The sequence below is a fragment of the Herbinix hemicellulosilytica genome, from assembly GCF_002904165.1.
Lineage (GTDB): Bacteria > Bacillota > Clostridia > Lachnospirales > Lachnospiraceae > Mobilitalea > Mobilitalea hemicellulosilytica.
The window spans coordinates 87480-103130 of sequence record NZ_CVTD020000015.1 but is presented as its reverse complement, the minus strand read 5'-3'; the positions used below and the strand labels follow the sequence as shown (position 1 = coordinate 103130).

Genomic DNA, 15651 nt, shown 5'->3' with positions numbered 1-15651 from the left:
TCATATGAAAAATCAACCCTTTAAATGGTGGCTGATACCAAAAAATTCATCAGTAAAAACGGATAATAAAATATACCTGCCGTGATTTTGGCGTAATAAATCACAGCAGGTTTTTTAAAGAGATACATTCACTATAAATCTTAAATCAAATAATAAGAATAATAAGAATGCAACTAAATTATTCAGTTATTTTTTTATATAAAAGAAAGATTTAAATGTATAAAATCCGTATTTATTGGCCTGCAGCATTTGCTCAGTACTTCCGACAAAGAGTATACCGTCATTTTTTAAAGCGTTGTTAAAATTTTGATAGATGCGTGTTTTGGCTTCATCTGTAAAATAAATAAGCACATTACGGCATACTATCAGATCACAGTTGTTGGGATACGGGTCCTGCAGCAAATCATGTTGTCTGAATTCAACACAAGCTTTAATATCATCGGATATTTTATAAGTGTGTTCGCTTACCTGCTTAAAGTATTTAATAATATATTCTTTTGGAAGTTCCCTTAAGCTTTTATAGTGATATAAGCCTATTTTGGCTTTTTCAATTACCAAACGGTCAATATCAGTAGCCAATATTTTTATCTTGTCTAAAGGAAGAAACTTTGCAAGTAGCATTACCAATGAGTAGGGCTCATCTCCCGTTGAACATGCGGCACTCCAAATTTTAAGCTGTTTACCGAAACTTTTAAAGAGATGAGGTAGCACTTCATGCTCCAAAACAGCCCATTGATCCGGGTTACGGTAGAATTCGGAAACATTGATTGTTATATAGTTTATGAATTCATCATAATAGGCTTTTTCGGTTTTTAATACTTCAACATAATTTTTATAGGAGGTGATCCCGTGTTTTAGGATTAAAGCGTCAATACGACGCTTCATTTGCCTTTCCTTATATGAATTTAAATCAATCTTTGTCAATTGATAAATAGCTTCCTTAAATGCTTCATAGCTACCAAGCACACCGGTATCTCCTTATCATTTGTCATTTATAATTCAATATTGAATTTTAATTCTTTTAAGGAATTACTGATTGGCAATTTCTTCGGAATTATTCTCGGCTGCATTTTCGGACTGAATATCTTTTGCTTCTTCGGCAGATTTATTCTCGGACTCCAAAGCTTTGATACTTATGCTTATTTTTTTGTCTTCTTTATTGAAATCAACAACTTTGGCTTTTATTTCCTGACCGATCTTAAGAACGTCCGAAGGCTTTTCAACATGCTCTTTTGATATCTGAGATACATGCAGCAAAGCGTCAATGCCTGGCTCTAATTCTACAAATGCACCAAAGTCGGTCATACGTGCTACTTTTCCGGTTACAACATTACCGGCTGCATATTTTTCTTCAGCTTTCAACCAAGGATTTTGATCTTCGAATTTTAAGCTTAAGGCTATCTTGTCACCTTGAATGTCCTTAATGAAGGCCTTGACCTTATCTCCTACTTTAAATAACTTCTTAGGATCGTCAACACGGCTCCAGGACATCTCGGAAATGTGAAGAAGGCCGTCTGCACCGCCAAGATCGATGAATGCACCGAAATCGGTAATATTCTTTACAACACCTTCTACGGTCATTCCGACTTTGATTTTTTCATATAATTCCTTCTTCATTTCTTCTTTTTTAGCAACTATAAGCTGTCTGCGGTCACCGATTATCCTGCGTTTTTTCGGATTGAATTCGGTAATTACAAATTCAATCTCCTGTCCGGCATATTTGGACAAATCTTTCTCATAAGTATCGGAAATTAAGCTGGCCGGTATAAACACCCTGGCTTCATCTATAATAACACTTACGCCGCCGTTAAGTACTTCGGCAACTTTGGCTTTAAGAACAGTCTTGTTTTTGTATGCTTCTTCAAGCTTCTTGTATCCTTTTTCAGCAGCAAGGCGCTTATAAGTTAAAATAACCTGGCCTTCGCCGTCATTTACTTTAATAACCTTTGCCTCCATCTTGTCGCCTGGTTTAACAACGGCTTTTAAGTCTATATTAGGCGAATTTGTAAATTCTTCTTTAGTTATAATGCCTTCAGTTTTGTAGCCTATATTTAAGATAATCTCGTTATCTTTAACGTCCAAGACTATCCCTTCTACAATTTCACCGGCGTTAATTTCCACCAAATTTTCTTCTTCTAATAATTGTTCAAAACTTTTTTCTGACATAACGGTAAGAACCTCCTTGATAATATAATGTGGGGTTGAAGCCCCTGCTGTAATACCTACATTCCGATAAGATTTAAACTGGCTTAAATCCAAATCGGCCGGTTTTTGTATATAGTAAGTATTTTTACATTCACTTTTACAAATTTCATACAGTTTCCTGGTATTGGAACTGTCTTTTCCGCCTATCACAATCATGGCATCCGAAACTTTGGCAAGTTCATACGCTTCCTGTTGCCTTTGCTGTGTGGCACTGCAAATTGTATTAAAAACAAATATATCATAACCTTTTTTTGATATAATTTCAACTAATTCTTGAAATCTGATGTAATTATATGTCGTCTGTGCGACTATACAAAGCTGCAAATCGGTTGGAAGGTTAAGATTTTTTGCTTCTTCAATATCCTGAATTACGGTATAGTTTTCGTCATTGCACCATCCCATAATACCCTTTATCTCAGGGTGATCCGGATTTCCGACTATAATTATATGACGCTTTTTTTCTTTTTCGACAATTTTGTGTATTTTTTTAACAAAGGGACAAGTGGCATCTATAATGTTATGACCGTAGGAAGAAAGTTCATCATATAGTTTTTTTGGAATACCATGAGCGCGTATAATTATTGTTCCCTTTGGCAAATCTTTTAATTCTTCAGGATTTTCTACAACTTTTACGCCTTTTTTTGCAAGATCTTCCACGACTTGCTCGTTATGAGTAATCGGACCTAAAGTATATATAGGTTCTTTGCTGCCGATATTATTGTAAACCAAGTCGACTGCCCTTTGAACTCCAAAGCAGAAACCGGCGGTTTTAGCTACTTTAATATTCAACATTACAGCTCCTATCTCAATTATTAATTATTTTTTTAAAATATTGTATTATGGTGTCTTTAACTTCATCAATGGTCATATCGGATGAATCGACTACTATGGCATCCTCAGCCTGTTTTAGGGGGGCAAAATCCCTGTTCATGTCACGATAGTCACGATCAATTATATCCTTTTCTATAACATCGATATCTGCCATGATGCCTTTTTCCTGCAATTCAAGGAATCTCCTTCTTGCCCTTTCTTTTGTGCTGGCAGTAAGGTATATTTTTAAATCGGCGTTCGGAAGCACGTAAGTTCCTATGTCCCTGCCGTCCATTACAACGTTCGCTTTGCTTGCTAGACTTCGTTGGAGTTCAACCAGTTTTAATCGTACGTCAGGGTAAACGGACACGGCACTGGCCATTTTGCCAACTTCTTCGGTTCTTATAAGACGGCTTACATTTTCGCCGTTTAAAAATATTTGCTGCTCTCCGTCTATATATTCTATTGATATATCAACCAAATTAATGTTATTCTTTATCTTTTCTTTGTCAGAAGCATCTATATTATTTCTTATAAAATACAAAGCCATTGCTCTGTACATTGCGCCTGTGTCAACATAGATAAAATTAAGTTCTTTGGCTATTTTTTTGGCTATTGTACTTTTTCCTGCCCCTGCAGGTCCGTCGATTGCTATACTGAAATGCTTCATAATACCTCCAAACATAAATATACAGATTTTGACATTTATATAATTATTATACTATAATTTTGATAAATAAAAATACTTTTTTTTACTTTTTTACTTAAAACTGCAAATATTATATGCTTATGCCTGCCAGATAACCGGTTGACCAGGCTATCTGAAGATTGAAGCCTCCTGTTAAAGCATCCAAATCAAGTACTTCTCCTGCAAAGTATAAATTTTTAATAAGTTTAGATTCCATTGTAGAGGGATTTACTTCTTTAATATTAATTCCGCCTTTTGTAATTACAGCCTGACTGAATGATCCCAATCTTTCAATGTTCAGGGTTAAATTCTTAAGAAGTTCCGCCAGATAAAGGCGTTCTTTTCTTGTAACCGAATTAACCTGTTTGTTAGGATCTATATGACTTAGACGAATAATAACATCTATCAGTTTATTTGGCAATAGGCGGTTAAGCGAATTCTTAAACTGCCTGTTTTTAAATTCTTCGAAATCCCTCAGCAAGCGCTGGTCTAATTGCTCTAAAGTAAGTGCCGGTTTAAGGTCTATCTTTAATATTATTTTTTCACCGGAATTTATATATGGGATTAAAAAACGGCTGGCACTTAAAATAACCGGACCGCTGACACCGAAATGGGTAAATAAAAGTTCACCGAAATCTTTGTAGACCTCCTTTTGGCCGGCCAAAACCGTTATGGCTATATTTTTCAGAGATAATCCCATAAGGTCTTTAACAAAAGAGTCCGATACGTATAAGGGAACCAGCGACGGATATAAATCGGTAACAGTGTGTCCGGCTTTTTTGGCAAACCGGTAACCGTCTCCGGTAGAGCCTGTAAGGGGATATGATAAACCTCCCGTAGCTACGATAACCGCATCGGCAGGATGGATTTCATCGGAATTTTTTAATTTTAATCCGTAAAAGCATCCGTTTTCGATTATTATATCGCTTACTTCACTATTATAACGAATATCAACACCAAGGCGTTCCATTTCTTTTTTTAATACGGCTATAACATCCGAGGATTTGTCAGACACCGGAAATACCCTGTTTCCTCTTTCGATTTTAGTTTTTAACCCCAGGCTTTCGAAAAAATCTATGACATCATAATTATCAAAATGATGAAATGCTTTATATAAAAATTTAGGGTTTGAAGTAACATTCTCAAAAAAAGCATCTTTATCGCAGGCATTGGTAAGATTGCATCTTCCTTTGCCTGTTATATACAGCTTTTTTCCAAGCTTTTCATTTTTCTCAAATATAACAATCTTATGTCCCTTTCTTGCGGCGGCTATGGCCGCTATCATTCCTGAGGCTCCGCCTCCTATTACAAATACTTTTCCCATAGATTTCACCTGTTTTTAATTATTATAGAATAGCATAAATTAAGGTAATTGTCGAATACTTTTACAGTATCGCAATTACCTGATTTTATTCATATGAATTATTTAACTTCTACATATACTTCATCTATTCCGAATTCAAGATGGCCGCTTATATAAGGGCCGCCTTCCACACGGTAAATAACCTTATTATAATCTTTAAGATTTTCTACAAGGCTTTGAGCTATTGCATCAAGAATAGCGGTCTCAAAGCTTGCTCCTACATCTTTCAGAGGCGGCTGATCGGAATAAAAACTTACTATAACCGTATCATTTTGAGTTGTTACGTTTTCTACCCCTATTAAAATCGATCGATCTGCCATGGAATCTACTACCGTATCAACAATTAATTGAGGTGTAATATCTTTATCGGCAGGAACTAAGGCAGGAACCGTTTCCAACTGAGCGGAACTGTCTACTATATAAATAAGCAGTTCAACATTTTGAGTCGGCTGAACGATTGCTGGGCTTGGATTATCAATATCTGTGGAAGCATTGTTATCTGAGCCACTGTTTTCGCTTAAAACATCGGTTTTTTGTGCCGGACTGTTTTCCATATTATCGGTATCGTCAGTTTTATCATCGTTTATATCATCATTATCTGCATTATTCTCTATGTTATTCCCGGATTCGCCGTTATCTTTGAAAGTTTTGAAATTAATGCTATTACATCCGGAAAATAAGAAAATGACGGATATAATAAGTACCAATGCCAAGATTTTATTGCGGTATTTCATGATAACCTCCTTTCCGGAAACAAAATAAATTATTTATTGATACCAGAATAACGTAGAACTGTGTCAATAATATGGTATTCTTTCAACGAAATTATGATATTTCATAAGTTTCCAGTACACACCGGCGGACCAAATCCAATGCCGCAACAACACTTTGCTCCCTGATTTTTTCCCGGTTTCCTCTGAAATTACGTTTGCTTACAACGGTTTTGCCTTTTATATGACAGGCGATGTATACAAGGCCTACAGGTTTTTCGATGCTTCCTCCTGTAGGACCGGCTATTCCAGTTACCGCTACACTTACGTCACAGCCGGAAACTTTGGCACACCCTTTTGCCATCTGTCTTGCTGTTTCTTCACTTACGGCACCGTACTTGTCTAATATATCGGCATCTACATTCAGATACTTTATCTTGGCATTATTGGAATAAGTAATAAACCCTTCCATAAATACATCCGATGCACCGGAAACATTCACTATCCTTCCGGACAGCAAACCTCCCGTACACGATTCGGCTGTAGAAAGGGTAAGTTTATGGCGGCGAAGCAGTTCAATTACTGCCTGTTCCAGGGTGACATCCTCACTGGTTGTATAGATATTTATACCGAATCGAGACTTTAACTCATTAATAACCGGTTCAATCAAAGCCTCTGCGTCTTTATAATTATCGGCACCGGCGGTTACTCTGAAATGAACTTCACCGGTCTTTGCATAAGGAGCGATCGTAGGATTATTCTGGGCATTAATGAGATCCATAATCATGGTTTCGGCTTTGCTTTCGCCGATACCGCATATTTTAACCATCTTGCTTACAAATACTTTATCCTGGTATTTTCTAAGATAAGGAATCATACCGTTTTCAAACATCGGTATCATTTCAGAAGGAGGCCCCGGAAGCAGTATAAAGATTTTGCTTTTATCTTCCACTATATAACCGGGTGCGGTTCCGTTTTCATTGTCTATAACTATGGAATCTTTTATTTTCAAAGCCTGCTTCCAGTTATTTTCCGTTATTTTTGCCAAACCTTCGGGCAAATTCCTGTTTACATCGGGGTATATTCTTTCAAAGTATGAGAGAATCCTTTTTTTTGAATGTTCGTCCATAATCAGTTCTCTGCCCAATACTTTAGCCAGAGTTTCTTTTGTTATATCGTCTGAAGTCGGGCCAAGGCCGCCGGTAAGAATGATTATGTCGGCCCTGTTCATGGCTGTCTTTATGGCCTCGGCAAGCCTGCCTTCATTATCCCCTACGGTAATTTGATGATACATGGAAAAACCCAGCTTGGCACATTGAACGGACAAATAATTGGCATTGGTATTAACAATGTTTCCAAGTAAAAGTTCCGTCCCTACACTTATTAATTCTACAGTCATATAACTGCCTTCTTTCGTCATTATTTATTGGTGTTGGTAAATAAAAGGCTGCGGTTTTTTATTAAATAATCCATCATGGATATAATGGTCAAAGCCAAAGCCAGATATACAAAAATTACTTCAAGTATATTTATAAATTCAAAATCCAAATCAACGGTTAACATAACACTCATAATTATCTGAACTATGGTTTTAATCTTACCCCACCATCCGGCAGCAAGTACAATACCGTTATCGGAAGCTATAAGCCGAAAGCCGCTTACAATAAATTCTCTGGCTATAATAATGATCGCAATCCAACCGGGCATTAAGCCAAGGTCGACAAAGCATATTAGTGCGGAACAGACCAAAATTTTATCGGCCAAAGGATCCATGAATTTTCCGAAATTGGTTATCAGATTATTCTTTCTTGCAATATACCCGTCCAGGGCATCCGTAACTGCCGCCACGGTAAAGATGATTCCGGCAACTATTCTTCCGTAGGGAATCTGTGGAATAAGCATAAATATAAGATATAAAGGAATCATCATTACCCGGATAATCGTTAATTTATTCGGCAAATTCATTACCAGCACTTCCTTTCACAATTTCTCCAATCAAATCATAATTATTTGCCCCGGTAACCTTGGCTTTAACGATTTCACCGGAAAACAGCTCTCTGTCGGCGTTTACAAAGATGTAACCATCCACCTGCGGGGCGTCCATATAGGTCCTTCCAACATATACATTGTCTTTGTCAACTATTCTTCCTTCGATTATTACATCAAAAGTTTTACCTATATGTTTTGAACTTGCCTCAAATACAACAGATTGCTGAAGTTTCATCAATTCCTTCTGTCTTTTTTTCTTAACGGAAGCTTTAATTTGGGGTTTTAATAAAGCGGCCGGTGTATCTTCTTCCCTGGAATAAGTAAATACCCCCAGACGGTCGAATTTAAGATTATTGATAAAATCCATCAATTCTTCGTGTTCTTCGTCTGTTTCGGTAGGAAATCCTGTAATAAGTGTGGTACGAAGAACTATACCCGGGATTTCTTCCCTTAAGCGGTTTACTATATTTATGATATCAGCTTTGGATGTTCTTCTTCCCATGAGTTTTAAAATTCTGTCTGAACAGTGCTGGATAGGAATGTCCAGATATTTGCAGATTTTAGGCTCACTTTTTATGGTATCGATCAGCTCTTTTGTAATTTCTTCGGGATAACAATATAATAGTCTTATCCATTCAATACCCTCAATTTTGCAAAGGTTTTTTAAAAGCTCAGGTAAAGATTTTTTGCCGTATAGATCAACACCATACAGGGTGGTTTCCTGAGCAACAAGTATCAGTTCTTTAACTCCCATTGATGCCAGATAGGAAGCTTCTTCAATAAGCTCTTCCATGGGTCTGCTTCTGTAATTTCCCCTTACCTTTGGTATAATGCAATAAGTACAATGCTTATTGCAGCCTTCGGCTATTTTTAAATACGAATAGTAACTGCCGGCAGATAAGATTCTTTTTGATTCACTTTTGGGCAATTCTTTTAAGTCGGAAAAGTATGTAGTTTTTTTGCCTTTCATAACCTCATCCACAACGGTTAGGATTTCGGTAAATGCGGTAGTTCCCAGAAGTGCATCGACCTCCGGGATTTCTTTAAGAATCTCGTCTTTATATCTTTGAGCCAGACATCCTGTAACTATTAATGCTTTTAACTTACCGTATTTTTTATACTGTGCCATTTCCAGTATGGTCTGAATACTTTCTTCCTTGGCATCGTTAATAAAGCAGCAGGTATTTACGATTATAATATCTGCCTGTTCTTCACTGTCAGTAATAGTATATCCGTGGCTTTTAAGGATACCTATCATATTTTCGCTGTCAACCAGATTTTTGTCACAACCTAAAGATACAAAAAATATGTCCATAATATCTCCATCTTCTATTCTTATTTTTTTAAATTAGTATTAAGTAAATCAATCATTAATATTTTAGCATATAATAAAAGTATTACAAGGTATTATTAATTCATAGCAGTCTCTACGCAATTATGCATTAACATTGCAATAGTCATAGGACCTACACCACCCGGAACGGGAGTAATGGCGCTGACTTTGTCTACCACATCATCAAAGTCTACGTCACCGCAAATCTTGTTATTTTCATTTCGGTGTATGCCTACGTCTATAACAACTGCCCCTTCTTTTACATATTCGCCGGTAATGAATTTGGGCTTGCCCATAGCTACGATTAAAATATCGGCTCTTTTTGTTACTTCAGCCAGATTTTTAGTTTTTGAATGACATATTGTTACTGTTGCATTTTCTTTAAGCATAAGCATTGACATCGGTTTTCCGACTATATTGCTTCTTCCTACTATAACACATTCTTTACCTTCAATGGGTATGTTGTAACGCTTTAAAAGCTGAATGACTCCCGCTGGGGTACAGGAGACCAATCCTTTTTGGCCTAAGCTTAACTTACCCACATTCAAAGGATGGAACCCGTCCACATCTTTTTCGGGAGATATGGTTTTTATGATTGTATCTTCATCTATATGTTTCGGCAGGGGAAGCTGAACCAAAATACCGTTGATATCCGGCCTTTGGTTAAGTTCTTGTATAAGGTTTATAAGTTCCTCCTGAGATGTTTCTTCAGGAAGCTCATAGGATATGGACCTAATTCCTATTTCTTCACAGGCTTTTTTCTTGTTTCTTACGTAAATTGAAGAAGCAGAATCATTCCCTACCTGTATTACACATAAGGTTATTGTAATATTTTTTTCATTTAACTTTGCGACCTTATCTTTTAACTCATTTTTTATATCGCCTGAAATTTTCTTTCCGTCAATAATTGTTGCCATAATCTCACTCCTATCTTCATAAATTATGGAAAGCTCATACTAATTCTAATATACAGAATTAAATATAACAAGAAATATTTAAATTACGTAAGGCAGAATTAATATTAAACATATTACAAAAATATTACAAAAAAATGAAATACCGCTTGTAATTTGTCCCATTATTAGATAAAATTGACGTGTAACAAAAATAATAAATTAAGGAGTTACTATGAAGCCGAATATGAAAAGATCTTTAATTATGACATTGTTATATTGTATGGGAATCGGCGGCCTGTCTTTATTCATTGGGACTTTGCATCCCATATCATATGCCGGCGATTTGTCCGAAAATAAACAAGAGATAAGCACGACAAACAATTTTAATGAAATAGATAATCAGAATAATGATATTACTGTGCAGGCTTTTAATGCAGGGCCAGGTATGCTGTCTGCCACGACACCTTCACCTACGCCGACTCCTTCTCCCACACCGACTCCGCCGCCGGTGTATAAACTGGAGAAGGGAGGATATCCGAAAATAGAGAAATTCTTCCAGGATTATTATGTGGCGGTAAACTTATGCGACTATCAGTTATTAAAAACTCTTGTGACCGATCCCGACAACATACAGCCGTTACCCGACCTGCAGAAAGATACAAGATTTTTGGATGATATTCGTGATATTACCTGTTATATCATGAAAAGCTATGAGGAAGGCGCATATATCGTATATGTATATCATGAACTAAAATATATCAATATAAAAACCGCTTACCCTAAGTTGGACAAGTTCTATCTTATTACCGATGAAAAAGGTGATTATAAGATCTTCACATCCGAAATGGATGAAATCCTGAAAGCTTATTATGATGAAAGAGATCTGGATGAAAAGGTGCAGGAGCTGATAGTAAATACTGACGAAAAGGCCAAAGAGGCTTTGGAAAAGGACAAGGATTTACGAGTATATCTGGAAGCACTAAATAAATAGTGAAAATTTCGGGTGCGATACAACGGTCAGGTATTATAATATAGCCATCTTACACACATGTAGACGCATGCTTCGATTTCAATATATAAGAGTTTCTAATTTACCTGAGTATTTAATGTTAAACAGGCCATCAAACCGATAACTCGCTTTGCTCAAACAAATCGGTTTGATGGCCTAACATTAATTCTCAGGTAAAAAGAAACTCTTATATATTTCCATAGGCGCATGCGTTCCACATATGTGTAAGATGGCTTTTTTCTGATTATAAAACGTTGTATCACACCCGAAATTGAGTCTTGTTTTATTTCCGGTTTTTATAATAGTTTATCAGGCAGCCGTTTATAATAATCTCTCTTTCGTCATCGGTAAGATCCCCGAGGCGCAAAGTAAATTCTTTCATGTCTTTATTTGCCACATATGCTTTAATTTCGGAATTTTTATTAAGTACCGCATCTTTAATTCCTTTGATAAAGATATAATCCCCGTTTTCAAAAGGCAGTTCACCGTCGTATAAGAAAGGCAACATACCCCAGTTTATCAGATTGGAACGGTATCTTTTTGTGGCGTATTCCTTAGCGATATTGGCAAGTCCTCCGAGAACTTTTTGACAGCTTGCAGCCTGTTCTCTTGCTGAACCGTCTCCGGGTTTTACCGCGTAAATTGTACTTCCTATTTGAGTCTTGGTTTTGTCTATATCGAACTTAGCTTCGATGGCTTTATATATGTCCTTAAGTTCCGGCAGTGCATCTGTCATTTCCTCACCGTTAATTCTTGCTTTTTCGGCTTTCTGCACCTCTTTTGCCCGGCCTACATAAGCAGGGTCTTTTCTTGACAAAGTAAACTCAGCAAGACCCAAAGGATTGGATCGGTATGAAGAGGTTTCACCGGACGGAATCAATTCATCGGTTGTGGTAACCGGATCATGAATAACAGATACAACCTTAAGGATAATGTCGTCGGTAAGTTCAGACATCTTGGGCCAGTCGACTATGTTAGGTCCCATTTTTATTTCAACTTCGGGCTCGGGTTTTCCTGTTCCGTCATATACCCTGTTTTCATATATTCTGCTGTCAAAGAAATAACTGGGTTTGCCGAAATTCACGTCTATATCTTCGGCTGAGGTCAAATAACCTTGGTTGGCAGCCGTTGCGGCGATTGAACGGGCATCCATCAAAGCAACCGATGCGATCTGTCCCTGCGTTATCTTGGAACCCTCTCTGTTCGGGAAGTTTCTGGTGGTATGCCTTATACTGAAGCCGTTATTGGCAGGAGTATCTCCTGCTCCGAAACAAGGGCCGCAGAAAGCGGTTCTGATTGTGGCACCGGAAGCTATAAGTTTGCCTATAGCACCGTTTTTAACCAGTTCCATAAAGATGGGCTGACTGGCAGGATAAATACTTAATGAGAATTCGCCGGAACCAATGTATTTGTTCTCCAGTATATCTGCTGCATCACAAATATTTTCAAAACTTCCTCCCGCACAGCCTGCAATGGTTCCCTGATCCACGAAAAACTTACCGTTTCTTACCTTATCTTTAAGGGTATATTTTATCTTATTATTATCAAGGCTTATCAGGGCATTTTTTTCAACTTCATCCAGAATGTCATAGAGGTTGGCATTGAACTCTTCTATTGTATAAGCGTTGCTTGGATGGAACGGCATGGAAATCATAGGTTTTATCTCTGAGAGATCCACATAAACCATTCCGTCATAATAAGCAACCTGACCTGGTTGAAGTTTTTTATATGCCGAAGGCCTGTTATGAATCTCATAATACTCTTTTACAGCCTCATCGGTTTCCCAGATGGAAGAAAGACAGGTGGTTTCGGTTGTCATTACGTCTATACCTATTCTGTAATCCATACTGAGATTTTTTATACCGTCGCCTACAAATTCCATAACTTTGTTGTTTACATATCCGTTCTTAAATACGGCTTTTATAATAGCCAGAGCTATATCCTGAGGACCTACTCCTTTTCTTACGGAACCGGTTAAATAAACTGCAATTACTTTTGGCATTGGAATGTCATATGTTCTTTCAAGCAGCTGCTTTACCAGTTCAGGTCCGCCTTCACCGACGGCCATAGTTCCTAAAGCGCCGTAACGGGTGTGGCTGTCGGAACCTAAAATCATACTGCCGCATTCAGCCATCATTTCACGGGCATACTGATGTATAACCGCCTGATGGGCAGGAACATAAACTCCGCCGTATTTTTTTGCACAGGAAAGTCCGAACATATGGTCATCTTCATTGATGGTTCCGCCTACGGCACACAGGCTGTTATGACAGTTGGTAAGTACATAAGGAATCGGAAATTTTTCAAGACCGCTGGCTCTTGCCGTAAGAAGGATTCCAACGTATGTAATGTCGTGGGAAATCAGTTTGTCAAACTTTAATTTCAGGTTTTCCATATTTCCTGATGTATTATGGTTTTTAAGGATTTCATACGCCATGGTGGCTTTTTTGGCGGTATCTTTGTCAACATCTTTTAAACCGGTTTTTTGATAAATGGCTGCAGCCGCATCATTTGTATCTTCGATTATATCTCTGCCGTTAACCAGATATACACCTTTGTCATAAAGTTTAACCATCCTATTAACTCCTTTACTTTATGCTAATGACTGATTAATTGTCCACATAACCTTCTTCAAGATTTACTAAATATTCTTCATTGCAGTCTATATTACGATTTGGCAAAATTCCGTTTGACGCTTTTACATGCAATAAAACATTTTCGCCTTCATCGGTAAAGCTGATTGTAATTTTACCCTTAAATATATCGTTAAAATAACCTGCATCAACAAACAGCTCATCATAGCCTTCAAATTTGAATCGTATCTCAAGATTTGCTTCACGATATGAGAAATCCTGCCTTTCTAAACCGAAGGAATTAGAACTATCTTGTTCAATCATATCAAACTGAATTGGATCGGTAAAAGGACCTTCTTCATCTACAAAATAAGCCTTAACATATTCCAGTTTTTTATCGGTTTTATTTTCTACAGTAATACGGTTAGGAGCATTTTCTATTGCAATCAGAACAATAGTGCATAAAATTAATATGCCGGCTAATGCATATATAAGGATTTTGGTATTTTTATTCATGGGAGCTTTCATTTGTTTTTTGTTTGATTTTTTACTCATGTCACAGACCTCCGTAATTTAAAATTTAAAACATAAATAATAATACTTGTAATATTAAAAATAATCAAGTTCTATTTACAGAAATACCATAATAACATATTTTAACATTTAATCCTGTTAATAATAGGACAAGCAAAATTTATTGCATAAAAAAGCCAAATATCTGAATAATTATGGATATTTGGCTTAAGTCTGATTTAATTTAATTATAAGAATCTTTCTTAGATAATTCAGAAATACATAAGTAAAACATCTATAATTTATATTTACTATATTTTATTCTGAAATTATCTTTGTACTCTTCCGGAAGCATCTCCGCCGACTAAAGCTTCAACTTCAGCTCTGGTTACCATATTAAAGTCACCGGGAATTGTATGTTTCAATGCGGATGCGGCAACCGCAAACTCTAAAGATTCTTTCATGGATTTGCCTTCTACCAGTCCGCAGATCAATCCTGCGGCAAAAGCATCTCCGCCGCCGACACGGTCTACTATTCTGATATTATATTTCCTGGAATGATAGAATTCTTTTCCGTCGTAGATGCATGCCGACCAGCCGTTATCGGATGCAGAGTAGCTTTCTCTTAAAGAGCTTGCTACAAATTTAAAGTTGAATTTGTCGACCATCTGCTTAAAGATGTCCTGATAACCGGCCAGTTCCAGCTCACCGCTTACTACATTGGTGTTGCCGGGTTTAAAGCCTAAGACTTTTTCAGCATCTTCTTCGTTGCCGATGCATACATCAACATACTGCATAAGATTAGTCATAATGCGCTGAGCTTTTTCAGTTGACCATAATTTTTTCCTGTAATTTAAATCAACCGATACGGTAAGATTATGCCTTTTGGCTGCTTTTAAGGCTTCTTCGGTTAAGACGGCTGCCTTATCGCTGATAGCCGGAGTTATACCCGTAAAGTGGAACCAATCGGCATCTTCAAAAATTTTATCAAAATCAAAATCGGAAGGATCAGCTTCGGCAATAGCCGAATGGGCTCTATCATAAACCACATTGGAAGCTCTCATGGAAGCACCGGTTTCAAGGAAATAAATACCTAACCTTTCTCCCCCTCGGGCAATATAATCACAATTTACGTTAAATTTTCTAAGGGATGCTATAGCACTTTCTCCGATAGGGTTTTTAGGTACTTTGGTTACAAAATATGCCTCATGGCCGTAATTAGCCAGTGATACGGCTACATTGGCTTCTCCTCCGCCGTAACATACATCAAAGCTATCGGCCTGAATAAATCTCTGATATCCGGGAGTGGAAAGACGCAGCATTATTTCTCCCATAGTTATAATTTTAGCCATATAATCTCTCCTTCGTTTGAGTTATATTTTAGTAGTTAAATAAAGTATAGAACTAAAATTTTCGTAAGTCAACCTTAACAGAATTTCAAAACGATTTTTAAATTAATAAATTTTTTTCCGTAAAATCATTAAGATTAACATGGTTTGAAAATGTCAAAAAATATGATAAATATTTGTTTACTGTCCCAATACTTGATTTTATGGTTGATG

The 15651-nt window shown here is 36.9% G+C and carries 13 protein-coding genes; 1 reads left to right on the top strand and 12 read right to left on the bottom strand.

Annotated elements, in window-relative coordinates:
* Nucleotides 1-186: 186 nt before the first annotated feature.
* From HHT355_RS05540 to folD, 9 genes are all read right to left on the bottom strand, one after another.
* On the bottom strand, nucleotides 187-966 hold the full coding sequence (locus tag HHT355_RS05540) for a CheR family methyltransferase (RefSeq protein WP_103202439.1): 780 nt from the start codon (nucleotides 964-966) through the stop codon (nucleotides 187-189).
* A gap of 63 nt (nucleotides 967-1029) precedes the next feature.
* Nucleotides 1030-2997 carry a bifunctional 4-hydroxy-3-methylbut-2-enyl diphosphate reductase/30S ribosomal protein S1 gene (locus HHT355_RS05535; RefSeq protein ID WP_199179164.1) on the bottom strand — a complete coding sequence of 656 codons (1968 nt, stop codon included), beginning with the start codon at nucleotides 2995-2997 and terminating at the stop codon, nucleotides 1030-1032.
* A 13-nt stretch (nucleotides 2998-3010) separates the two neighbouring features.
* Nucleotides 3011-3685 (bottom strand): (d)CMP kinase, encoded by a 675-nt coding sequence (gene cmk / locus HHT355_RS05530; RefSeq protein ID WP_103202438.1) that lies wholly within the window; start codon nucleotides 3683-3685, stop codon nucleotides 3011-3013.
* 109 nt (nucleotides 3686-3794) lie between these two features.
* Nucleotides 3795-5027: a BaiN/RdsA family NAD(P)/FAD-dependent oxidoreductase gene (locus tag HHT355_RS05525; RefSeq protein ID WP_103202437.1), complete on the bottom strand. Its 1233-nt coding sequence runs from the start codon at nucleotides 5025-5027 to the stop codon at nucleotides 3795-3797.
* A gap of 98 nt (nucleotides 5028-5125) precedes the next feature.
* Entirely contained in the window at nucleotides 5126-5800 is a 675-nt protein-coding gene (locus HHT355_RS05520; protein WP_103202436.1) for a hypothetical protein, read from the bottom strand.
* A gap of 91 nt (nucleotides 5801-5891) precedes the next feature.
* Nucleotides 5892-7175, bottom strand: coding sequence for a competence/damage-inducible protein A (locus HHT355_RS05515; protein ID WP_103202435.1), 1284 nt, complete (start codon nucleotides 7173-7175; stop codon nucleotides 5892-5894).
* A gap of 20 nt (nucleotides 7176-7195) precedes the next feature.
* Nucleotides 7196-7741, bottom strand: coding sequence for a CDP-diacylglycerol--glycerol-3-phosphate 3-phosphatidyltransferase (gene pgsA, locus HHT355_RS05510; protein ID WP_103202434.1), 546 nt, complete (start codon nucleotides 7739-7741; stop codon nucleotides 7196-7198).
* On the bottom strand, nucleotides 7725-9080 hold the full coding sequence (gene rimO, locus HHT355_RS05505; RefSeq protein ID WP_103202433.1) for a 30S ribosomal protein S12 methylthiotransferase RimO: 1356 nt from the start codon (nucleotides 9078-9080) through the stop codon (nucleotides 7725-7727). Before rimO ends, pgsA begins: the two co-directional genes overlap by 17 nt.
* A gap of 95 nt (nucleotides 9081-9175) precedes the next feature.
* Nucleotides 9176-10015: a bifunctional methylenetetrahydrofolate dehydrogenase/methenyltetrahydrofolate cyclohydrolase FolD gene (gene folD / locus HHT355_RS05500; protein WP_103202432.1), complete on the bottom strand. Its 840-nt coding sequence runs from the start codon at nucleotides 10013-10015 to the stop codon at nucleotides 9176-9178.
* Between the two features lie 211 nt (nucleotides 10016-10226).
* Here folD and HHT355_RS05495 point away from each other — a divergent pair, with 211 nt between their 5' ends.
* Nucleotides 10227-10985 carry a hypothetical protein gene (locus HHT355_RS05495; RefSeq protein ID WP_103202431.1) on the top strand — a complete coding sequence of 253 codons (759 nt, stop codon included), beginning with the start codon at nucleotides 10227-10229 and terminating at the stop codon, nucleotides 10983-10985.
* A gap of 301 nt (nucleotides 10986-11286) precedes the next feature.
* Here the strand turns inward: HHT355_RS05495 and HHT355_RS05490 are convergent, their stop codons facing one another.
* From HHT355_RS05490 to HHT355_RS05480, 3 genes are all read right to left on the bottom strand, one after another.
* A complete protein-coding gene (locus HHT355_RS05490; protein WP_103202430.1) occupies nucleotides 11287-13578 on the bottom strand; it encodes a hydratase in 2292 nt (763 codons plus the stop codon).
* A 34-nt stretch (nucleotides 13579-13612) separates the two neighbouring features.
* Nucleotides 13613-14131 (bottom strand): hypothetical protein, encoded by a 519-nt coding sequence (locus HHT355_RS05485; protein ID WP_103202429.1) that lies wholly within the window; start codon nucleotides 14129-14131, stop codon nucleotides 13613-13615.
* Between the two features lie 287 nt (nucleotides 14132-14418).
* Nucleotides 14419-15441: a sugar kinase gene (locus HHT355_RS05480; RefSeq protein ID WP_103202428.1), complete on the bottom strand. Its 1023-nt coding sequence runs from the start codon at nucleotides 15439-15441 to the stop codon at nucleotides 14419-14421.
* Nucleotides 15442-15651 lie beyond the last annotated feature (210 nt).